The organism is Frankia sp. CcMO1, from assembly GCF_977945845.1.
The window spans coordinates 1-21,951 of sequence record NZ_CDWTMG010000012.1 but is presented as its reverse complement, the minus strand read 5'-3'; the positions used below and the strand labels follow the sequence as shown (position 1 = coordinate 21,951).

Sequence of the window (21,951 nt, the reverse complement as noted above, 5' to 3'; positions counted from 1 at the left end):
GGGGCGGGCGCACACATCCCGGCACACACCCGTGGCCCGCAAGATTCCGGGCTCCGCCCTGTCCGGGAACCGGCCCCCAACGACTCTGTCACTATTGACACGATTCGGGCCTGATGGGGGAAACGTGGAGATTCGCATCCTCGGGCCGCTGGAGATCGGCCGGGACGTGCCCGTGGTGCCGAGGCGCCGGCTCGCGCGGCGGCTGCTCGGGACGATGGCGCTGCAGGCCAACACCGCACTGTCGGTGGAGTGGCTGACCGACACCCTCTGGGACGGGAGACCACCGCCCAGCGCGAACTCGAACCTCCGGTCCTACGTGGCGGAGCTGCGGCGACTCCTGGGCCACGGCGGCCCCGAGGGCGTGCGGATCGACTACGAACCGACCGGGTCCTATCGGCTCGTCTTGCGCCCCGCCGCCCTCGACGCCACCCGGTTCGACGAGCTGGTCGCCGCCGGGCGGCGGCACCTCGCCTCGAAGCAGGCCGCGCCCGCGGCCCGGTACTTCCTGGGCGCCCTCGGACTCTGGCGCGGGCCGGTGCTGGACGGGCTGGACCTGCCGGACGCCGTCCGGCCGGAGGTTCTGCGGCTGGAGGACAGGCGCCTGGAGGCGATCGAGGAGTGCGTCCAGGCGAGACTGGGGCTGGGCCACCACGTCGAGCTGTCGGGCGAGCTGCTGGGCCTGGTGATCCAGCATGGCCTCAGGGAGCGGCTCTGGCAGCACCTGATGCTGGCCCTGTACCGCAGCGGCCGGCAAGGCGAGGCACTGGCCACCTACCGGCGCCTGCACGAGCTGCTGGACGACGAGCTGGGTGTCCAGCCTGGCCCCGCGACACGCAAGCTCTTCCACGACATCCTCGCCGCCGACGCCGGCCTCGCCGCGGACACCCTCCCGGACGCGGACGCCGTCCAGGCCGCGGACATCAGGCCGATCACCGAACCCCCGTGCCACGGCGGCGACCCGGGCACGGCGCCGGCGCAGCTGCCCGCCGACGTGTTCGGCTTCGCCGGCCGGAACCGGGACCTCGCCCACCTGGACGCCGTCCTGGCGTCCGCGCCCGCCGCGGCGCCGACCGCGATCGTGATCTCCGCGCTGACCGGGACGGCAGGCGTCGGCAAGACGGCGCTGGCCGTGCACTGGGCACATCGTGTCCGCCACCGGTTTCCGGACGGGCAGCTCTACGTCAACCTCCGCGGCTACGACCCAGGAGGGCAGGTGATGTCCGCGGCCGACGCCGTCCGTGGTTTCCTCGAAGCCCTCGGCGTACCGCCGGGGCGGATCCCGGCGAGCGAGGAGGCCCAGGCCGGGCTGTACCGCAGCCTCCTGGCCGACAAGCGGGTCCTGGTCCTGCTCGACAACGCGCACGACGCCGACCACGTCCGCCCGCTCCTGCCGGGCTCGCCGAGTGCGCTCGCCGTCGTCACCAGCCGCGACCAGCTGTCCGGCCTGGTGGCGACGAACGGCGCCCACCCGCTCGCCCTCGACGTGCTCACCACTGCCGAGGCGCAGGACCTCCTGACTCGCCGTCTCGGTCCCGAGCGCCTCGCAGCCGATCTCCCGGCCGTGCACCAGATCGTCGCCCGATGCGCCGGGCTCCCACTCGCACTGACGATCGTCGCTGCGCGCGCGGCGGCCCAGCCTCGCTTTCCCCTTTCCGCCGTCGCGGCGGAGCTCGCCGGGTCCAGCAACGGCCTGGACGCGCTCGCGGCCGGAGGCGGAGCGGCCGACGTCCGCTCGGTGTTCTCCTGGTCGTACCGCGCGCTGACGCCGCCCGCGGCGCGGGAGTTCCGCCTGCTGGGCCTCCATCCCGGCCCGGACGTCTCCGCGGCCGCGGTCGCGAGCCTGGCCGGCCTGCCGCCGGTGACCGCGCGGAGGCTGCTCACCGAGCTAACCCGCGCCAGCCTGCTGACCGAGCGCGCACCCGGACGGTTCGCGCTGCACGACCTGCTCCGTGCGTACGCCGCGGACCGCGTCGCCGCCGAGGACGCAGACGCCGACGCAGACGACCCGCACGACACTCGCGACGCCGCCATCGCTCGCCTGCTGGACCACTACGTGCACACCGCCCATGCCGCCACGATGACGCTGCACCCGCATCGAGACCGGATCGAGCTGCGGCCGCCCGCACCCGGCACACGACCGGAGAGTCCCGCCGATCACCATGCCGCGCTCGCCTGGTTCGGCTCGGAGCACTCGGCGCTGCTGGCGGTGCTCGGCGCGGCCGCCGAGGGCGGCTTCGATGCCCACGCCGGGAACCTGGCCTGGGCGCTGGCCACCTATCTCGACCGGCAGGGACTGTGGCACGACCTCGCCGCGACGCAGCGCATCGCCGTGCGGAGCGCCCGGCGCCTGCAGGACCCGGTGGTGATGGCGAACGCACACCGCTTCCTCGGCCTGGCGCTGGTGCGGCTCGATGCCCATCGGGAGGCCGACGAGCACCTGCGGCGCGCCGCCGAATTGCTGGCCCGGCTCGGTGACCACGCCGGCCGGGCGAACATCCACATGCACCGGTGCCAGCTGCTCACCCGGCAGCAGCGGCCACGACCGGCGCTGCGCGAAGCCCGGCGCGCCCTGGAGCTGTTCCACGTCGCCGGGCACCGGTACGGGCAGGCCTGCGCGCTGCTCGAGATCGGGGAGCGCCTCGCCCAGATCGGCCACCCCGATGCCGCGATCCGCCACTGCGAGCAGGCCCTGTCGCTGCATCACGAGATCGGCAACCGCTACGGCGAGGCCGACGTCTGGAACAGCCTCGGCGACATCTGGAGCGCCCTGGAATACACCCGGCGCGCCATCGGCTGCTACGACCGGGCCCTGGAGTTGGTCCGTGACCTGGGCTACCACTATCACGAGGCGAGCGTGCTGCGCCGCATCGGCGACGCCCAGCACGCGGCCGGCGAGGCGGATCTCGCCCGGCGCACCTGGCGGCGGGCGCTGGCGATCCTCACGGATCTGGGTCACCCCGACGCGAAGGACGTGCACACCAAGCTGGGAGCCGTGGACCAGGCCACCGGCTCGCAGGCGGCCGTCGTCATGGTGCCTCGTTGCTGACCGCCAGCAGTTCCAGCGCGGTCTGGACGTCGTCGGTCGCACCGGTGATCCGGGCCCGCCCCCCGAGTGCGATCCGGTCGAAGGTGGCGTGCACCGGTAGGTGGTCGATGCGGTCGGTGCCCGCGATCGGTTCCCCTACCCGCCACAGCCACCCGCCGGACGCATAGGTGTCCACCTCGGGTGCGCTCCACGGCAGCCTGGCCTGGATCGAGAGATTGAGCAGTTCCAGGTCGCTGCCGGTGATCACCCGGGACTGGAACGGAACCTCGCCCCCGGCGGCACGGGCACAGACCTCGCTCACCACCAGATCCTCCGGCCTGTCCCCGGTGGACAAGTACTCGACGTGCGCGGTGAACGTCCCGTCCAGCCCCAGGGCCGCGCAGGTCCGAACGGCGAGGTCCGCCAAGAGGGTTTCGGTCGCCGCGTCGGCCCGTGCCGAACCGGACGCGCAGCCCAGGGTGAGGTCGAGCAGAGAGCGGGTGTACCGGCCGGAGAACAGGTGCGTCGCCGTGCGGTCGGCCACCAGGACTTCCGAATGGTACTGCGGGCCGTCGAGCAGCCGTTCGACGAGGCCGTCCTCGAGCGCGAAGAGATCGACGTCGGCGTACTTCTCGATGCGGATACCGCGCAGGTTCGCCTCGGCGGCCGGTTTGACGATCACCGCCTCGTCGTCGGCGAAACCGGTGAAACGGCCGGTCGGTTCGACAGTTCCGCCGGTCACGATCAGCGACTCCGTCACCGGTAGTCCTGCTGCCTCCAGAGTCCGCCGCATGACGCCCTTGTGCCGGTAGTTGTGCCACGAGCGGGGAATCGGTGTCTCCAGGCCGAGCTCGCCGCTGAGTGCGATAGCGGTGTGGAGCAGGTATTCGTCGTTGGTCACGACGGCGGTTGTCGCTGCGGGCAGCAGCGAACGCCATTCGGCAGGGTCGGCGACCCGTTCGTCGCCGACCCCGTCCAGATCCACATCGGTGTCGCGCACCAGGGGCGCCTCACCGGTCCGGAGTATCCGCAAATCGGCGCCGCTGGCCAGCACGGCGGCGGCAAAGCCGGTGAGGCCGACGCTTCCGAGTGACTGTCTCGCCTGGAGCAGAACCACTTCTCCATGCCCAGCGAAAGCCAACATCTACATGCCTCCCGTCTCGAGGTGCTGGCGACCCGCAGTGGCGGTGGCGAAGCCTCGGCCAGGGACCGTCAGTCTCAGCTGCCCGCGGCCTTCGCCTTCACGAGTTCCTCGACCGCCTGTGGGATGGTGGTCTCGAAGTCGATCAGCTTGACCCAGGTGGGTGTGACACGGATGACCACCATCTCGTCGTACAGGCCCTTCACGCCGGCCTCCCATTCGGCGTACTGCTGCTCGGGCATGAACCTGCGTCCGCCCTCCAGGTAGCCCTCGGGGACGCCGTCGACCGTCTCGATCTCGACGGTGCCGCGGATCAGCAGCACCTTCGGCGGGAACGCGTTGGTGTCGATGGTCAGCGCGACCTTCGGCTTGGCGCGCAGGGCGGCGACCTTCGGCGCGTTCGGCGTCGTCGCCATCACTACCTGGTCGCCTTCGGTCCAGAAGCCCATCGGGATGACCCGCGGGTCGCCGTCGAGACCGTCGTAGGCGAGGCGGACCGGGTCAGTGCCGTTGAGCAGCTGCCGGGCGTACGGCTTGGCCAGGATCTCGGCGATCTGCTGCTTCTTCAAAGGTGCTGTTCCTTCCGGTGATGGCTGGTCCCGCTCAGAGGGCGGAGCTAGCCCGACGTTCTCGACATCGACGGAGCGGTACGACGACGTCCGGGCCGCGGATGCAGCAGCCATCGTAGATGTCCTCGTTGCGCCATCTGGCCAATGCTTCCGGGGGCGTGAGCGTGAGGCGAGTGGCACCCGGGATGATCACGTGGAATGCGATGAGGGGCCCGTTCAGCGCACCCGCGGTCGTGCCGGTGAGAGCGCGCTGGGCCTGCTCATCCCGAGTCAGCCACGGGTGACGGGCGCGGCAACGATGGGGCTGTCGACCTGCCGGAGCCGGGAGGAGAACGCCGAAAGCAGGAAGATGGCGAAGATCAACAGGTTGAGGATCCACCGCGGGTCGTCGACATGCAGGGCCGCGGCGAACTGCGCCTTCTCCGCCGCGGTCAACACCGTTGTGGACTGCTCCGCGGCGGCGAAGTCCAGGCGGTCGGGGGCGAACACCAGGTAGGTCCAGATCCGGTGGACGAAGTAGATCGAGGCCGCGGTGACGAAGAGGGTGCGGCGGGCGCCGGGACGCCATCCCAGGATCAGCAGGCCCGGGATGATGACCAGTTCGGTGGGGACGTTCGCCGCGATCGCGATGGGAATGCTGGGCAGGAACATCGTCACCATCGTCTCCCCGGTGATCGAGGAGCTGTCCAGCGCGACCAGACCGTCCTCCGCCCAGGCGCTCAGGACCGGTCTGCGGCTGACCCAGCGCGCGGCGAGCCCGATGAGGACCGCCCATCCGGCCCCGATCAGCAGTGCGATCGGCAGTGGGAGGAACTCGATGAGGGACAGACCTTGCGCCACGAGCGTGAACACCGCGACGAGGGCGAACGGCGCGATCCGATCGATACGCTGCTCCATGACCCGGACGCTAGGAACGACCGCCCGGGTGAGCATCTGCCGAACGGTCTAGACCGGGTCTATCTTCAGCGGTTCAGAGGAACCTCACAGGCTCTCAGTCGAGCAGGCCGGCTTGGCGGGCGTGCGCGACGGCCTGCAGCCGGCTCGCCGCCCCCGAGCTTGCGGAAGATGTGGTTGAGGTGCGCCTTCACCGTCCCGGGCGCGACGAAGGGAACCCTGGCGATCTCCGCGTTCGTGTGGCCGGCCGCCAGGTGGCGCAGAACCTCCAGTTCGCGCGAGGTGAGCGGCTCGGCGGGCTTGCACCGCACCGCGACAGGCGACGGACCCTGGACGGCATCGGGTCCGTCTGCCGGTGCCGCGCCGGTACGGGAGCGCGTCGCAGGGACCCGGCGGACGGCCAGCGCCGCGATCGCCAGCACGAACGCGCCGAACAGCGGGATCACCCACCACTGCCCACTACCGTGTTCCACCATCGCGAACGACAGCCCCACGACGACCATCGCCCAGACGAAACAGCCGACCAGCACGGCGGCGATCACCAGGCGCCCGCGGACGGACGGTGACCGCAAACAGGCTCTAACGCCGATTTCCGCGGGCAGGGTCCTGGCCTGAGTATCGCGTGATCGCGGGGTGGGTTGGGTGTCGTGCGGTGGGTGGATTCGGTTGCCTGATGGGCGATCTCAGTCGAGTGGCGGCTGGGAGCAGAGCGATCTGTCTGGGGGCTTCTCGCTGATTGGTCTCCCGGTATGCGGGTTGCGTGTGTTCCGACGCGGGCGCTGCGTGCTCGCGATGCCGGGCTTGCGGCGTGAACTACATGCTTGTAGTTCAACGGTTCGGTGGCGTGAGGTCATCCGTCGGGAGGGACACACCCGGTGTCGGTCCTGGATCGCGGCATCGAAACACGATTCACTGGAGGCATCGACCAGTCAGCGAATACGTCTCAACCCGCGGGTGCTGCCGTCCAGGCAGCGCGGCCCGGTGGGGAGTACTTCGCGGCCCCGGACGCCGGGCCTCAGCGGCGGTACGAGGCGCTGCGGGCGTACCTGCTGGACGGCCAGCCCGCCGCAGCGGTGGCCGAACGGTTCGGCTACACCACGACCGGGCTGTACTCGGCGGTGCGTGACTTCCGCGCCAATCGTGGCGGTGCCCGGGACTTCTTCCCCCCGGCCCGGCCCGGCCCGAAGCAGGCGCCCGGCAAGGACGCCGCCCGCGCCCGGATCATCGAGCTGCGTGCCGAGGGCCACTCGATCGACGAGATCGCCGCAGCACTGGCCGGTGAGGGCATCGCGTTGAACCGCACCGGGATCAGCGAGGTGATCGCCGAGGCCGGGCTGCCGCGGATCTGGCGCCGCCCGGACGCCGAACGCGGCGGGCCCCGCCGGGAGGACCTGCCCCGGGCCCGCGCCCTGGAACCGGAGGACTACCGCGCCCTGGCCGACCGCCCGACCCGCTTGGCCGGGCTGCTGCTGACCCTGCCGGACCTGCTCGCCCTGGACCTGCCCGCCCTGGTCCGGGCGGCGGGCTACCCCGGCACCCGCGACATCCCCGCAATCAGCTACCTGCTGTCCCTGCTGGCGTTGAAGCTGACCGGCACCCGGCGGGTCTGCCACGTCCACGACGTGGCAGCCGACCCCGCCGCCGCCCTGTTCACCGGCCTGACCGCGCTGCCCAAGACCACCGCGCTGACCAGCTACTCCTACCGCCTCGAGCACGCCAAGCAGGCCGCGTTCCTCACCGCGCTGGACAAGGCCGCCCTCCGCGCTCACCTGACCACCGGGGACGTGGTCAACCTCGACTTCCACGCCGTCATGCACTGGGGCGCCGACCCGGCACTGGAGAAGCACTACGTACCCTCCCGCTCCCAACGCACCCGCAGCGTGCTGACGTTCTTCGCCGAAGACGCGATCAGCCACGCCCTGCTCTACGCCAACGCCGACCTGTCCAAGGCCACCCAAGCCGGGGAAGTGATGGCGTTCGTCGAACACTGGCACGCGGCCACCGGGCACGACCCGGACCTGCTGGTGATGGACTCCAAAGTCACCACCCAGGACCAGCTCGGCGCGCTGACCGAACGCGGGATCGGGTTCATCACCCTGCGCGCCCGCACCCCCAAGCTCACCGCCGCGCTGCACGCGTTGCCCGCCAAGGCCTGGACCTCGATGACCGTGGCCCGCGCCGGCGGCAACACCCGCAAAGTGCGGGTCATCGACGACCCCGCCGTCAACCTGTCCAAGTACCCCGGCACCCTGCGGCAACTCGCGGTCGCCGGACTCGGCCACGACGAGCCCACCCTGCTGATCACCAACCGGGACGCCTTGCCCGCCAAGCAAACCATCGAGACCTACTCCCGGCGGATGAACATCGAACAACGCCTCGCCGAAGCGACCCGCTCCCTCGGCCTGGACGCCCTGGCCGGCGCCGTCCCCCTCAACATCGACCTCGACGTCGTGCTCTCCATACTCGCCCACACCGCCTGCGCCGCCCTCCGCCGCCGCCTACCCGGCTACGCCACCGCCACCCCCGACACCCTGCAACGCCGGTTCCTGACCACCGACGGACACATCCTCACCCGCGGCACCCAAACCATCGTCCGCCTCGACCGGCGCACCTACTCACCCGTCCTACGCCAAGCCGACCTCCCCGAAAAACTCGCCATCCCCTGGCTCAACGGCCACACCCTGCACTACGAGTACGCCTGACACCCCGAAGTTGAGGGCCAATTCGCTGCGTGAAAATCGGCGCTAACGTTCACCGGCTACGCGTCGGCGAACGTTGGCGGTCACCGCACTAGGTCGGCTTGCGGCCCCATGCGGTGATCATCGGTGCGAGCATGAGGTGCAGGTCGCCGCCGGCGAGGTTCGCGAGGTGTGTCCGGATCTCCTCGGGGGTCGCCAGTTCCGCGGCCAGCAGCTCGTCGCGAACATGCTGGATCGTGGCCGCTTCCAGGATGGCGCAGGCGCGCGATGCGATCGGGAAGTAGGCCTCCGCGCTGACGTCCGCCAGGTCCGACTCGCGCAGCAGCCTGGGCAGCGTGCGACCGTACGCGAGGTCTGCACCGCGCCCGGCCAGCAGCGTGCGGATCCGGGTGCGCAGCCGGTTCGCCAGTTCTTCGGCGGGGCCGCGCTCGTCCGGGCAGGCAAGCGGCTGCAGCGAGGGGTCCGCATCCTCGATCACCAGCCATCCGCCAGGCCGGAGCGCATCGATCATGACCCGCAGCGCGGCCGCTCGATCCTTCAGGTGGACCAGCACCAGGCGGGCGTGGACCAGGTCGAACGTCTCCGCCGGCGGGGGGTCGTCTGTCACGTCGTGCCGACGCACTTCAAGTGCACCACCCGCCGCGGGCTCGATCCACGACACGTCGATGTCGGTGGCCAGCACCCGGCCGCCGGCTCCCACCCGCTCTGCCAGGCCGCGCGGTACCGAGACGCCGCCGGCACCGACCTCCCAACACCGCCAGCCTTCGCCAAGCCCCAGGTCGTCGAGGTGGCGGAACGTCCATGGATCGAACAGTTCGGCGAGCGCCGCGAACCTGTCGCCCGCTTCCGGGCGGCGGTTGTCGAGCAGATACCGGTTCATGGCACCAGCAACGTCTTCCGGATTGCGTTGTTCCCCAGGGCTGGTCCAGGAGGGTGACCGGTCGGCGACGGCGACGCGGCCGCTCGTGAGGCTGCGACGGCGCCGCACCGGCAGGGACGGCAGTTGGGCCAGCGTCAGCAAGTCCTCATCCGAGACCACGTGCCAGCCGCCTGGCGTCAGCAACGCGCGCATGGACGCCGGCGTCCAGAACGACCGCCACGGCTCGCCGGACATCGGATGCGGCCGGCGCGCGGCCGTAGCCAGCCCGCGGGCCACCAGGCGGCCGATCCGGGTCACGACCGACCGTGCCTGGTAGTTGACCACGATCCGGCTTCCCGCGGCCGACCGTTCGCTGATCACGCGCACGGTGGCCTCTACCTTCGCCTTGGTCAGGTAGGGCACGACGCCCTCCCGGGGTCACGGACCAGATGGGAAACCTTCCTGGCGGCATCCCATCCGGCGCGCAGATCTCGGCCACGGTGTGACGTTTTGGTGATCATTTGTGAAAAATGATCACCAAAACGTCACACCGTGGCCGATGTCCCTCACCACCGCGCGCCTGCCGGCGGCCACGTCCCATGGATCACTACGTCTTCGACGCTTTCGCCGGCGGTGGCGTTCCCATCTGGTCCGTGCCCCGCCAGAGCCACGTGGTCGGGACCGAGTCCCGGTGGCCGGCCGCCGCCAGCGACGGGCCGAGGCGTCACGCGTGAAGTCGACCGGCACGAAGTGCGGCGCCCCAGCGACCGGTTGCAACGCACCGGCACGCCGGCGCTTGTCCTGCTGCGAGGCGGGTGGTCGACCTCGAACACCTCGGCGGCGGCCAGCTCCGGCATGCGCCACGCACGACCGTCCAGGCCGGCCCCCAGACCAGGACCGCCGTTCGGCTGGCCTGAGGTCCCTGCGTCACGACCCCGGACCCTACCCACGGAGAAACCGTCGTGGGTCAGGCCGGGGCGCCGGCGTCCTGTGCGGAGGCCGCGAACGCCTCGGGACCCTGCTCTGCCGCCGCCGGGTCCATCCACATGACCTGCCAACCGTGGCCGTCGAGGTCGTAGAAGCTGCGCGAGTACATGAAGCCGTAGTCCTCCGCGCCGTCCACCTCGGAGCCACCTGCCGCGAGCGCGGCGGCACTGACCGCATCGACCTCATCGCGCGATGACACGCCGAAGCAGTAGAGCGCCAGCGTGTGCGTGGTGGGATCGGCGATCGGCAGCTTCGCGAACTGCGCGAACTTCTGGCGGCTGAGCAGCATGACGACGGCGTGCTCGCCGACCGGCATGCAGGCGGCTGTCTCGTCGGTCATCCGCGGGTCGTAGCTGAACCCGAGCGCGGCGAAGAATGCCTTGCTGCGCTCGACGTCCGCCACGGGGAGGTTCACGAACAGCATGCGACCGGGGTTGGCGGGAGTGGTCATCGTTGGGTCTCCGTTCGGTGGCTCGACGGCGTACGTCCTGGTAGACCTGCTCAGCCCGTGGAACTCATCGGTGATCCCGGGATCGGTACCGGGCTCGTAGAACGTGATCTACGAGTTGCGCGTGGTGGCGTCGCCGGACGCCTTCGGGTCGCCTCAATCGCGAGTCCATCGAAATTCAATCGACTGCACGCAACCTCGGTGTTCGCATTTCCGAGCCGCGCGGGCGGCGAGCCGACCGGGCCGACTGGGCCGGTGTCTGAGTCCTTGGGGGGACCATGCGTGACCTGCGGGGATTCGTGCGAGCGGGGCGTTCGGCAGTCGGGGTGGGTCTGGTGGCTCGCCCGTCCAGGGTTCGGCGGCGGCGACAGGCCCGCAGCCGCGTGCTGCTGGTCGCCGCGCTGGCGGCCGTGGGCGCCGTCGTGGGTCTCCCGTCGTCCGCGACGGCCGCGCAGGCCGAGGGGAAGCCTCCGGTCGTGGCGGCACCCGCGATCAACCCGGCGGGTGCCAAGAAGGGGCAGGTCGCGGCGCAGGCCGAGGTGGACGGCCGATCCGTCGACCTCGGCCTGCGCCTCGCGCCGTCGGGCCGCTCCCTGACCGTCACCGTGGACCCACTCGTCGCGGTGGGCGGCGCGACGCTCCGGGCACGCCTGCTGGCCGGAGACCGCCGGGCCGGCGACGCCACCGCGCCGGTCTCCGTGGGAGCCCTGCGGCCGGGGGTGAGGGTGACCAAGACCGTGAACCTGCCCGCCCTGGGCGGCGGTGACACCGGGATCCTGGTCACCGCCCGGGCCGGAGGGCACACACTGGGCAGCATGTACCTCGCGGCCCGGGCGCACCGCGGGTCCTTCGTCACCGCGGCGGCGCTGCCGTTGCTCGGCGACGCGCAGCTGCAGGCCGACCGCGACGCCGGCCGGCTCACCGTGGCGGCTCACGGGCTGGCGCGGGCGAAGCTGCACGCCGTCCCGGGCAGCCGCTGGTCGACGTCGACGTCGACGCCGTCACGCGCGGACGACCTGCGAGAGGCAGCCGCGGACACGACGGTCAGCGGCAGGGCGACGTACCGCTACAAGAACGACGCCGTGATGAACGTCCGCGCCGCCATGGTCCAGCTGTACGCGGCCGACAGGCCGACCGTCGTGCTGGCCGCGGGGCGCACCGCCGCCGACGGCAGCTACTCGCTGACGTTCTCCCAGCCCGTGGACGGCGACCACTTCGTTCGGGTCTCGACCCGCAACGACGTAGCCAGCGTCGGCAACTTCGGCCAGTGGTATGAAGTCAATCGTCCGATCCACCTGACGGTCGGCCAGCAGGCGACCGGTGTGGACCTCGAGCCCACCCGTGACTCGATCGAGGGGCGGGCTTTCGCCCTGCTGGACGCGGCCAAGACCGTCGGCGACTACTACAACGCGAAGAAGCCGTCGGACTGGGACGGGCATCTCGACATCCAGTACCCGAGCGGCACCGACCGATCCTTCGCCCAGCGCTTGCCCGACAGGATTTCCATAGGTGGCGGGGACCCGATGTGTCCGGGGGACGGCGGCACCGAGCACCACTGCGAAGAGGACGCCTTCGACTGGGATGTGCTGGCCCACGAGAGCGGTCACCTCGTGGCGTACCACGCCGGAATGGACACGTCACCCGGCGGATACCACACCGCCTCCTGCTGGAATGCCTGGGGCGCGGAGCGATACGGTGACCCGAAGCTGAACCAGGGAGACGCCCGTGCCCTCGCGTGGTCGGAGGGCTGGGCGACCTTCTGGGGCATCGTCGCCCTGCACGAGCAGGGAGTCCCGCCCGGCCTCCTCGACAGCAGCGTAGGGGACACCTGGTACGAGGACCAGCCCGGCCCGCCGTTCAACACCGGCGGGACGATCTCCTACAGCCTGGAGAGCAACACCTGTCGGGACACCGACAGCGACGAGGCGGTCGTCCAGCAAGCGCTCTTCGACCTGTGGGACTCGGACAAGGACGCGGAGTCGGCCCAGTTCTCCTCGACGGACATCTTCAACCGCCTCTGGTCGGCGGGTCCCCTCGACTTCCGCTCCGCCTACGACGCGATCGTCAGGGATCGCCCGATCGAAGAGCGCAACGCCGCGCAGGCGGTGCTCGAGGTACACGGCCTCACGCCGACGAACGTCACCCCGGCCGATGGCGCGCTTCCTGCCGGCTGTGGGCAGGCGGTCTCCTGGGCGCCGGGTGCCGACGGGAGGAAGCCGAACACGAAGGCGAACACGCGGTTCTGGGTCCGGTTCCGCCTTCCCGGGGGCGACGTCCTCACCGAGGCCGAGGCCGGTGGCGCCACCTCGTGGACCGTACCTCCGGACACGTGGCGCCAGGTCCGGCAGCACCCGCGGGTGCTGCTGGAGGTCGGGGCGAGCCCTGACGACGATCTCGAGGACGAGAGCAACCCGCAGCCGTACTACGGCGCACCGAAGACACTCGACCTCTCGACCCGACCCACCCGGTTGATGCCGGTGGGTGACTCGATCAGCCAGGGCCTCGAGGGGGACGTGACCTGGCGCTACCGGCTGCGCGACCACCTGGCCGCCCATTGCGACGTCGACTTCGTCGGGCCGTGGAAGGGCACGACCTACCTCCCGGCGTCACAGCCGCCCGACTTCCCGAAGACCAGCAGCCCCCCGGTCTACGACGGCAGGTACCGGGACAACGTCGAGTTCGACAGCGACCACTACGCCCAATGGGGGCGGCTGATGCGCGAGGCGAAGGTCAGCATCGCCGGCGAGCTGAGCAACCAGGCAGCTCTCGGCACGACACCGGACTACCTTCTGATCGAGCTGGGGTTCAACGACCTCGCGTGGGGTGTTTCCACGCCGCAAGATCTGCTCTCCGATCTCACCCAGCTGGTCTCCAACGCGCGCGCCGTGAACCCGAACCTGAAGTTCCTCGTCGCGAACGTGGTGCAGCGCACGCCCTTGGAAAACTTCCCCAACCTGCACGGGACCATCGACGCGTACAACAACCTGCTGAGCGCGTACATACCGCAGCAGCTCCACAAGGTCACCTCACCGGTCGAGCTGGTCGACATCAGCAGCGACTACCTTCCGGCGGACGACTCCTACGACGGCCTGCACCCCAACGGAATCGGCGAGTACAAGATCGCGCGCGCCTTCGCGAACAGGCTGTCAGGCAGGTTCGGCGTGGGGCTCGCCTACACGGGCCTCGCGCCCTCGGACCCGTTCCTCAACGTCGGCCCGTCGCCCTCCATCACCGCGACGCCGACCGACGCCGGCATCACCGTGGCCTGGGGGCACGTGTTCGGTGCGAGCGGGTACTGGCTGTGGCAGCGCGACGTCACCGCGGGCGAGACCGAGTTCAGCCGGCTGCCGCTGCCGATCCCGGCGGATAGCTGGCGAAACGGCGGCATCCGCGGCCACACCTACGAGTTCAAGGTGCAGACCGGCCGCGGCAATGCGACCAGCGACTTCTCGCCGACGGCAGCCGCGCAGGCCAACCCGAAGACCGCCGATCCGCCGCCCGCCCCGAGCGTCACGGTCACGCCAGGTGACGGTTTCGTCGACCTCGCCTGGGCCCGTCCGACCGGCCCGTTCAGCGACTCGATCACCGGGTACGCGGTGTACGCCGTCGACACCACCGACGGCGCCGACCAGACCCCCATGCTCCTGTCGATGACGACCTCGGCCGAGAACGCGCGGTTCGACGGGCTGACGAACGGCCGCACGTACGGGTTCGGCGTCGCGACGATCAATGCGGCAGGCACCGGTCCCATGACCGGCGCCGCGTCGGCGATCCCCGGCGTCGGACCGCCCGGCGCCACGACGCTCACCTCGGCCGCGCAGGTGGCGGGCGACTGCTGCTCCGCCGACCTCACCTGGACGGCGGCACCCGGGGCATCGGGGTACTGGATCTGGGCCGACGACCTGGCCGACGCCGCCCCCGCGTGGCAGATGGAGTACATGGTCAGCGGTACCAGCATGCGGGTCGGCTACCTGGTGTCGGGCGCCGCGAACTTCGAGTTCTGCATCCAGGCCGGCAACGGGAGCCTGCGTGGGCCGAAGTCCAACTGCATGCGGGTCACCGCGGCGCAGGCCAGTGCCGCGAGGGGGCGGGCGCCGGCGCCGTCGCCGGCCGCCGTCGTCCGGCTCGACGAAGCACAGGTCGTGGACCCGGCGTTCGCCGCCCAGGTCGCGGCGGCACCGCTGGCCGAGTACCTGAGCCGGCACCCCGAGGCAAGCGGGCAACCGGCCCGGGCGACCGAGGCATCGTCGAGCAGGCACGCCAGAAATCAGCGATGACTTCGCGATGAATCGATCCTGCGGCCGGAAGGACCGCCCTCGAGCCGCCGCAGGCGGTCCTCGATGAAGGTGATTGTCTCGGCGTGGCCAATGGTCAGCCCGAACGCCTCTTCGATCAGCAGGAAGCGCGAGACGCTGGACATCAGCATCAGGAGGGTGATGGGCGGGAGCGGGTGGCGCACGAGATGGCCGCCCTGACCTTCAAGGAGTACGGGCTGCAGGACAGCAACACCCTGGAGGCGACGCAGACCATGCTGGAATCCCGCCGCGTGACACGGTTTCCGCTCAACGACCAGGAGATCCTGCTCCGCCACCTGCACAAGACCGCGCAGGACTGGGTGGAGGACTACCAGAAGTCGACTGCCCAGGAGGTGCGCTGATGCTCCCCGAAGCCTTCGCCGACCTCGAACCCTGGGTTGCCGAGTGGTGCCTGCCGACCGAGCCGCAGCGCTACGCCAAGCGTCTGGTCAGTACCATGCCGCAGATGCAGGCCTTCTACGACGCGATCGTCCCCCGCGCCGAGGCGGCCATCGCGTACTGCGACGGGTTCGACCTGGAAGGCCTGCCGGACGACGTCCTGAACCTGATGCACCTCCTGTATTTGATGATCATGGTTTCGTTCCCGGTCGAGGTGTGGCACCAGCCCCGCATCCCGGACTCCGGCTCGTCGAGCCTCGACTGCATTGTGGAGCCCGTTCCTTGAGCAACTCGCACGTCGTCCTCCAGGCCGCGCGCTGGGTCGACGTCGAGCAGGGGGTCGTGCGCACCCCCGCCACCGTCGTCGTGGAGGGCGAGACGATCACTGCGGTCGACCCGCCGGTCCTGCCTGGCGGTGCCGAGATCGTCGACCTGGGCGACACGACGCTGCTGCCCGGGCTGATGGACATGGAGATCAACCTGCTCATCGGCGGTCCGGAGACGCCGACCGGGCTGCCGCTGCCGATGCACGGCGTGACCGACGACCCGGTGTACCGGACGCTGCGGGGCACGCTGAATGCGAAGGTGACGCTGGAGGCCGGATTCACCACCGTCCGGAACCTCGGGCTGATGGTGAAGACGGGCGGCTACCTGCTCGACGTCGACCTCGGCCGCGCGATCGACAACGGCTGGTTGCCCGGGCCGCGCATCGTGCCGGCCGGGCACGCCATCACCCCGACCGGCGGGCACCTCGACCCGACCATGTTCCAGCGACTTGCCCCGCACATCATGCCGCTGAGCACGCCAGAAGGCATCGCGGACGGCGTCCCGGCGGTGCGCGAGGCGGTGCGGCACCAGATCAAGTACGGCGCGGGCGTCATCAAGATCTCGGCGTCCGGCGGCGTCATGTCCCATGGCACCGCGGTCGGCGCGCAGCAGTACTCCGACGAGGAACTCGCCGCGATCGTCGACGAGGCACACCGCGCCGGGCTGCGGGTCGCCGCGCACGCGCACGGCGACGCCGGCATCCGCGCCTGCATCCTCGCCGGAGTCGACTGCATCGAGCACGGGTCGCTCGCCAGCGACGAGACGATCGGGCTGATGGTCGAACGCGGCACCTTCCTGGTCCCCACCAGCTACCTCTCGGAGGGGCTCGACGTCTCGAAAGCACCACCGGCGCTCCAGAGGAAGGCCGCCGAGACGTTCCCGGTCGCGCGGGCGACGCTGCGCAAGTGCATCGAGGCGGGCGTGCGGATCGCCTGCGGCACCGACGCTCCCGCCGTCCCGCACGGCCAGAACGCCAGAGAGCTCTGGGCCCTGGTCGACCGCGGCATGACGCCGATGCAGGCCATCGTGGCGGCCACCGTCACCAGTGCCGAGCTGATCGACGTCCACGACCGCGGCCGCCTGGCGCCCGGCCTGCTGGCCGACGTCATCGCCTGCCCCGGCGACCCGACAACCGACATCACCGCGCTGCAGAGCGTGTGCTTCGTGATGAAGGGCGGCATCGTCCACAAGAACGTCCCCGAGAAGGAGAGCTGACATGGCACGCGGAGTGCTCATCGTGGAGGCGTACCCCGCCTCGCCGGAGCAGGCACCGGACTTCCACGCCTGGTACGAGAACACCCACATGAGGGAGATGGCGGCGATCGACGGCGTCCTCTCCGCAGAGCGGTACGCCCCCCTGACCGGCGACGGCCCGTTCGTCGCGGTCTACCAGCTGGAGGGCGATGACCTCGACACGCTCGTGGGCCGGCTCAAGTCGGTGACCCGGTCGGGCGAGATGTCGCCGCCGGTGGGCCTCCGGCTGGACCCGCCGCCCACCGTCCGGTACCTGCGCCTCGTCGCCGAGGCGCCGTGACCCCGACCTCGGCCACCGTGGCGGAGCACCCCGGCCTGTTCATCGGTGGAGACTGGGTCCGGCCGGCCACCAGCCATCTGATCGAGGTGGTGTCCCCGCATACCGAACGGGTGATCGGCCGGGTCGCATCCCCCGGTCCGGAGGACGTCGACCGGGCGGTGGACGCCGCCCGCGAGGCCTTCGACCACGGGCCCTGGCCGACCACCGACCCGGCCGACCGGGTGCGGCAGATCCGGAAGCTGGCCGACCTCTACGATGCCCGCCGGGAGGAGATCGCCCAGCTCGTGAGCGCCGAGATGGGTTCGCCCATCACGTTCTCGCGCTCGGCGCAGGCGAACCTGCCCGGCGTGATGATGCGTTCCATGGCGGAGATCGGGGCCGCCTACCCGTGGGAGGAGACCCGGCCCGGGTTCTTCGGGGCGGACATCCGCGTCCGGCGATCGCCGGTCGGGGTGGTAGCCGCGATCATCCCCTGGAACATGCCGATCTTCATGACCGTCGCCAAGCTCGTGCCGGCGCTGCTGGCGGGCTGCAGCGTCGTCCTCAAGCCCTCGCCCGAGACCGCGCTCGACGCCTGCCTCTTCGCCGAACTGGTCGAGCAGGCCGGGTTCCCGCCCGGAGTCGTCAGCATCCTGCCCGGCGAGCGCATGGTCGGCCGGTACCTGGTCGCGCACGCCGGCGTCGACAAGGTCTCGTTCACCGGTTCCACCGCGGTCGGCCGGAAGGTCGCCGCTGCCTGCGCGAACCGCCTCGCCCGCGTCAGCCTGGAGCTGGGCGGAAAGTCGGCCGCGGTGGTGCTGGACGACGCCGACCCGGCTGCGGTCGCCACCGGTATCCGCGTCGCCGGCCTGATGAACGGCGGCCAGGCCTGCGTGGCCCAGACCCGGGTGCTGCTCCCTCGCAACCGGTACGCGGAGTTCGCGGACGCCGTCACCGCCATGGTCGACGGCCTCCGCGTCGGTAACCCGTCCGCGCCGGAAACCCAGGTCGGCCCGGTGGTGACGCAGCGACAGCGCGACCGGATCCGCGACTACATCGGATCCGGCGTCGGCGAAGGTGCCCGCCTGTTGGTCGGCGGCACCGAGCCGCCGCTCCCGCGTGGCTGGTACGTGCAGCCCACCGTCTTCGGCGACGTCGACAACCAGATGACCATAGCCCGCGAGGAGATCTTCGGCCCCGTCCTCAGCCTGATTCCCTACGAGGACGAGGCGGATGCCGTCCGAATTTCGAACGACACGCAGTACGGCCTTTCCGGCTCGGTCTGGACGCCGGATGTGGAGCGCGGCCTCGCTATCGCGGGACGTGTCCGCAGCGGGACCTTCGGCGTCAACGCGGCCTACAGCATGGACCCGGCAGCGCCCTTCGGCGGCGTCAAGGCCAGCGGCTACGGCCGCGAGTTCGGCCGCGAAGGAATCGACTCGTACGTCGACACCAAATCGATCTCGGTCGTCGCGCCCTGACCCGGGCGACCATCCCGCAATGGTGCTCAGCGCCGCCCGGGACGGCTCGCACACCGTGCCCAACCCAACCCCTCCGCACGCGTCAAAGGATCTTCAACGCAGAGCACTAGATGGCCCCGGGTCAGGTGAACGGGCCCAAACCCAGGGTTTGCCCGCTATCGCGAGTCCGGTCCGGAACGTCATTGACGCTTGGCGACGATGGCGGCGTGGGGGCGCCGGCCGGGGTCGGTCCGCGTGTGTGTCTCGAGCACCTCGAACCCGGCTGCGGTCAGTTCCTGCCGCATGGCGTCGACCGGCCAATGGTAGGCCGTCACGATGGCGTGGTCGAACGGTGCGAGGGCCTCGCCGTTGAAGAAGCCGATGAGCAACGAGCCCCCTGTGCCAATGCAGCGGGCGAACTCAGCGAGGTGTGCGGGGACGTCGTCCGGTGCGGTGTGGATGATCGAGTACCACGATAGGAGCGCGGACAGCGCGCCGTCCTGGAAGGGCAGACCGTCCAGGGCCCCGATCCGGAAAGGGACCTCGGGGAACCGTTGCTTCGCGCTGGCGATGAACTCCGGCACCAGGTCCACGCCTTCGACGGCGATGTCACGTGCATGCAAGAAGGCCGTCCAGTGGCCAGGTCCGCATCCCGCGTCGACGACCGGACCGGTGATGTCGCGCGACCACGATGCGATGAGGTCCCGGTCCTCAGGGGGCATCTCGGCGACCGATCCCAGCAGGGCGACGTACTCATCGGCTCGTGCGGAATACGCCCACCGCATGTGATCAATGGACACGCCGTCTCACTGTAGGGGGGCGGCTGGCGGGGTAGCTCGACCAGGGGCCCGCGGAGTGGGGGCGTGATCTTCGGTGGTCGCTGCGGCTCTCCGCGAAGGGTGTGCTCGCCGGCCGTTCGTGCCGCGGTGCGTTGGGCTGACAGGGCCGTCGACTCGGCCTGGTGGGAGGACCGGCCTGTGCGGTACTGGCCGTGAGGACCGAGCACTCTAGAGCAACAACTGAGCTACGCGGCCAACGGGGAGACGGTGAACGTCGACGACGAGGCCGAGATGGGGACCGAGGTGAGGAGCGCGGCGCGACGCTCGGGCGGGGCTCGCTAAGGAGACCGCTTCCGCACCAACGTTCGGTGAATCGGCTGTACAACCTGGCCAGCGTGTCAGGCCGGACCAGTTCCACCCTTGATCAGAAAATCCCGATCGCACTCTTTGCCAGGGCTTGTGTGTGTAGCTGGTCGAGAACGGTGAGGCGGTCGTTGTCGAGGATGTTTCGTGTGGTGATGCGGTTGGGGTAGCAGCGCATGAACATGTTGGTGAAGTGTGTCCCGTAGTGGATGTAGTCCTTGTCGACGCTGTCGAGCGGGTGGATGCAGGCGTCGAAGTTGGGTTCGTGGAAGTAGGCGATCGCGAAACGTTCACGATCGGCGAGCCTGACCTTGTGCGGCGTGGAGAGCAGAGTGCCCCCGGTCAGGAACTGGAGGATGTCGCCAGGAAAGACCGTCAGCACGCTCGGCACCGGCCGTACGTAGGTCCATGGCTCCTCGTCCTCGAACATGCCGGCGGAGCTCTCGTGATCCAGCCAGTTGCGCGGGCGGTCCTCGCCCTCGACCGGCGGGCGTATGTACAGGCCGCCCACATCGTCTTGAGCGGCGATCACCAGGAGCCCGTAGTCGGTGTGCGCCCCGATGCCGCGGGCGGTCGTCGCGGACCGCGCGGGGAAGCGCAGCACGCGCATGTGGTGCCATCCGTCCCGGGTCAGACTGGTGAACGCGTCCAGACGCGCGAGACCGAGGCCGAGCGCTGCGAGTTCGAGAAGCGTCTCGCCGATCTCACCGAGACGGGCCATGAAGGTGTCAATGGCGCGCCGGTACTCCTGGTCGGGCCACGGCGATGGGCCGTGGCACGGCCAGCCACCTTGCACGCGTGGGTCGTGTCCGGGAACGTCCTGGCACACGGTGAAGATCTCCGATTGGTCGCTCTTGCCCGCGGTCACCTCTTCGCCGGAGGCGACATACCCGCCGTAGGTCAGATCGCTGACGAGCGAGGTCTTGTAGTCCGCGGGCATCGCGAAGAAGCGCCTGCTGGCCGCGTAGGCATTCTCGATGACGTTGTCCTGAACAGGATCAGTGGCGACCTGGACGATCCCGTCGACCTGCCATGCCCGAATCAGTTCCCGTCCCAAGGACACGTCGCCATCGGACTGGGCGACGCGCTGCGGCAGCCGGAAGGTGCGAAGCTCGGCCATCTTGTCTCCTTGGACTTGTCGAGGGTCCGATTGAGGCAGAAGAAGGAGCGCCTTTCCAGTGCAACAGCGTACGGGATTGGCCCTGCCGCCGCCCCGTCGAATGCACCGATCGGCGACAGTGCGCGGGTCTACTGCTCCCGACATCGACCGGGGCCGACCGCCTGGACGCCGCGATCGCGCACCTGACCCGCACGATCGAGACGGACAACCGGCTGATCCGCGCGGCCAGGCAGAAGAACCCGGAGGTCACCGTCGGGATGCACCTCTGCCGTAGGAACATGCGCAGCGCATGGTGCGATCAGCCCACAGTGCGGCTTCGCCTCCCTCGAGAGTGGCAATGTGCTGAGCATCGACGACCAGCGCCGCAAGCTCGAACTGGTCGTGGGCACCGCACACGCCGTCTGGGGCTGACCCCGAGAACTGGGAGCGATCGTCATGACCGAGCAAGGCATGCAGCACGTGGACGCGCTGGCGCGCCTCGACGTCTTCGTCGGCGAATGGATCGTGGAGGTTCGCTTTCCGGACGGGCACCCGGCATCGGCCGGCTCCGCCGGGGACGGCCCAACGGCGCGCAGCCGGTTCGAATGGACCCTCGACGAGCGGTTTCTCCTGCAGCGCACCGAGGTCCCGATACCCGAAGCACCCGACAGCCTGACGATTGTCGGTGTCGACCCCGGGACGGGCGCGTACACGCAGCACTACTACGACGCGCGCGGGGTGGTGCGCCTGTATGCGATGACCTTCGACAACGGAGTGTGGACGCTCACGCGCGAGTCGCCCGACTTCACACCACTGAATTTCCGGCAGCGGTTCATCGGCACCTTCAGCGAGGACGGCGACACCATCACCGGCGCCTGGGAGATGGGCCGGGACGATGCAGGCTGGGAGCACGACTTCGCCATGATCTACCGGAGACTCGGCTGACACCGGGTCAGGCCGCTGCCCGCAGCGATCGGCGACCGCCGCGATCGGCGCCTTCGGGCCGTCGGGTCAGCCGCCCGCCGCGCCGAATGACGCGCGCTGGTCAGCGGCGCCGGCCGCGCGCACCCCCACGCCGGGAACCGCCGCCGCGC

18 protein-coding genes and 1 pseudogene are annotated in these 21,951 nt (G+C 70.3%); 9 read left to right on the top strand and 10 right to left on the bottom strand.

Annotated features, from left to right (window positions below; translation table 11 throughout):
* Window positions 1-124 precede the first annotated feature (124 nt).
* Window positions 125-3,046: an AfsR/SARP family transcriptional regulator gene (locus tag AC08OU_RS03295; RefSeq protein WP_476604284.1), complete on the top strand. Its 2,922-nt coding sequence runs from the start codon at window positions 125-127 to the stop codon at window positions 3,044-3,046.
* Here AC08OU_RS03295 and AC08OU_RS03290 read toward each other — a convergent pair.
* The 4 genes from AC08OU_RS03290 to AC08OU_RS03275 form a co-directional block, all read right to left on the bottom strand.
* On the bottom strand, window positions 3,027-4,142 hold the full coding sequence (locus tag AC08OU_RS03290) for an ATP-grasp domain-containing protein (protein ID WP_476604283.1): 1,116 nt from the start codon (window positions 4,140-4,142) through the stop codon (window positions 3,027-3,029). The genes AC08OU_RS03295 and AC08OU_RS03290 overlap by 20 nt on opposite strands.
* A gap of 101 nt (window positions 4,143-4,243) precedes the next feature.
* A complete protein-coding gene (locus tag AC08OU_RS03285; protein WP_476604282.1) occupies window positions 4,244-4,735 on the bottom strand; it encodes a pyridoxamine 5'-phosphate oxidase family protein in 492 nt (163 codons plus the stop codon).
* A gap of 270 nt (window positions 4,736-5,005) precedes the next feature.
* Window positions 5,006-5,632 carry a hypothetical protein gene (locus AC08OU_RS03280; RefSeq protein ID WP_476604281.1) on the bottom strand — a complete coding sequence of 209 codons (627 nt, stop codon included), beginning with the start codon at window positions 5,630-5,632 and terminating at the stop codon, window positions 5,006-5,008.
* Window positions 5,633-5,697: 65 nt separating this feature from the next.
* Window positions 5,698-6,171, bottom strand: coding sequence for a helix-turn-helix transcriptional regulator (locus AC08OU_RS03275; RefSeq protein ID WP_476604280.1), 474 nt, complete (start codon window positions 6,169-6,171; stop codon window positions 5,698-5,700).
* A gap of 333 nt (window positions 6,172-6,504) precedes the next feature.
* On the opposite strand from AC08OU_RS03275, the gene AC08OU_RS03270 reads away from it, so the two are divergent.
* Window positions 6,505-8,331 carry a hypothetical protein gene (locus tag AC08OU_RS03270; protein ID WP_476604279.1) on the top strand — a complete coding sequence of 609 codons (1,827 nt, stop codon included), beginning with the start codon at window positions 6,505-6,507 and terminating at the stop codon, window positions 8,329-8,331.
* An 88-nt stretch (window positions 8,332-8,419) separates the two neighbouring features.
* On the opposite strand, the gene AC08OU_RS03265 is transcribed toward AC08OU_RS03270, so the two are convergent.
* From AC08OU_RS03265 to AC08OU_RS03255, 3 genes are all read right to left on the bottom strand, one after another.
* On the bottom strand, window positions 8,420-9,610 hold the full coding sequence (locus tag AC08OU_RS03265) for a methyltransferase domain-containing protein (protein WP_476604278.1): 1,191 nt from the start codon (window positions 9,608-9,610) through the stop codon (window positions 8,420-8,422).
* Window positions 9,611-9,753: 143 nt separating this feature from the next.
* The gene (locus AC08OU_RS03260) at window positions 9,754-10,044 is read right to left on the bottom strand and encodes a hypothetical protein (protein ID WP_476604277.1); all 291 of its coding nucleotides are present in this window, start codon (window positions 10,042-10,044) and stop codon (window positions 9,754-9,756) included.
* Between the two features lie 110 nt (window positions 10,045-10,154).
* Window positions 10,155-10,625: a VOC family protein gene (locus tag AC08OU_RS03255; RefSeq protein ID WP_476604276.1), complete on the bottom strand. Its 471-nt coding sequence runs from the start codon at window positions 10,623-10,625 to the stop codon at window positions 10,155-10,157.
* A 275-nt stretch (window positions 10,626-10,900) separates the two neighbouring features.
* On the opposite strand from AC08OU_RS03255, the gene AC08OU_RS03250 reads away from it, so the two are divergent.
* The gene (locus AC08OU_RS03250) at window positions 10,901-14,899 is read left to right on the top strand and encodes an SGNH/GDSL hydrolase family protein (protein ID WP_476604275.1); all 3,999 of its coding nucleotides are present in this window, start codon (window positions 10,901-10,903) and stop codon (window positions 14,897-14,899) included.
* Here AC08OU_RS03250 and AC08OU_RS03245 read toward each other — a convergent pair.
* A complete protein-coding gene (locus AC08OU_RS03245; protein WP_476604311.1) occupies window positions 14,890-15,048 on the bottom strand; it encodes a hypothetical protein in 159 nt (52 codons plus the stop codon). The two genes, AC08OU_RS03250 and AC08OU_RS03245, sit on opposite strands and share 10 nt — an antisense overlap.
* A gap of 15 nt (window positions 15,049-15,063) precedes the next feature.
* On the opposite strand from AC08OU_RS03245, the pseudogene AC08OU_RS03240 reads away from it, so the two are divergent.
* The 5 genes and pseudogenes from AC08OU_RS03240 to AC08OU_RS03220 form a co-directional block, all read left to right on the top strand.
* Window positions 15,064-15,279: pseudogene (locus AC08OU_RS03240) on the top strand (aromatic ring-hydroxylating dioxygenase subunit alpha); the annotation flags it as partial.
* Window positions 15,279-15,602, top strand: coding sequence for a hypothetical protein (locus AC08OU_RS03235; RefSeq protein ID WP_476604274.1), 324 nt, complete (start codon window positions 15,279-15,281; stop codon window positions 15,600-15,602). The pseudogene AC08OU_RS03240 and the gene AC08OU_RS03235, both read left to right, overlap by 1 nt.
* Window positions 15,599-16,858 (top strand): metal-dependent hydrolase family protein, encoded by a 1,260-nt coding sequence (locus AC08OU_RS03230; protein ID WP_476604273.1) that lies wholly within the window; start codon window positions 15,599-15,601, stop codon window positions 16,856-16,858. Before AC08OU_RS03235 ends, AC08OU_RS03230 begins: the two co-directional genes overlap by 4 nt.
* Before the next feature lies 1 nt (window position 16,859).
* On the top strand, window positions 16,860-17,177 hold the full coding sequence (locus AC08OU_RS03225) for a hypothetical protein (RefSeq protein WP_476604272.1): 318 nt from the start codon (window positions 16,860-16,862) through the stop codon (window positions 17,175-17,177).
* 17 nt (window positions 17,178-17,194) lie between these two features.
* Window positions 17,195-18,637: an aldehyde dehydrogenase gene (locus AC08OU_RS03220; protein ID WP_476604310.1), complete on the top strand. Its 1,443-nt coding sequence runs from the start codon at window positions 17,195-17,197 to the stop codon at window positions 18,635-18,637.
* Window positions 18,638-18,816: 179 nt separating this feature from the next.
* Here AC08OU_RS03220 and AC08OU_RS03215 read toward each other — a convergent pair whose 3' ends face one another.
* Window positions 18,817-19,416, bottom strand: a complete 600-nt coding sequence (locus AC08OU_RS03215; protein WP_476604271.1) for a class I SAM-dependent methyltransferase — start codon at window positions 19,414-19,416, stop codon at window positions 18,817-18,819.
* Between the two features lie 403 nt (window positions 19,417-19,819).
* Window positions 19,820-20,878: a 2-oxoglutarate and iron-dependent oxygenase domain-containing protein gene (locus AC08OU_RS03210; protein WP_476604270.1), complete on the bottom strand. Its 1,059-nt coding sequence runs from the start codon at window positions 20,876-20,878 to the stop codon at window positions 19,820-19,822.
* Between the two features lie 435 nt (window positions 20,879-21,313).
* Between AC08OU_RS03210 and AC08OU_RS03205 the strand changes: the two genes are divergently transcribed.
* A complete protein-coding gene (locus AC08OU_RS03205) occupies window positions 21,314-21,802 on the top strand; it encodes a hypothetical protein (RefSeq protein WP_476604269.1) in 489 nt (162 codons plus the stop codon).
* The last annotated feature ends 149 nt before the right edge of the window (window positions 21,803-21,951 follow it).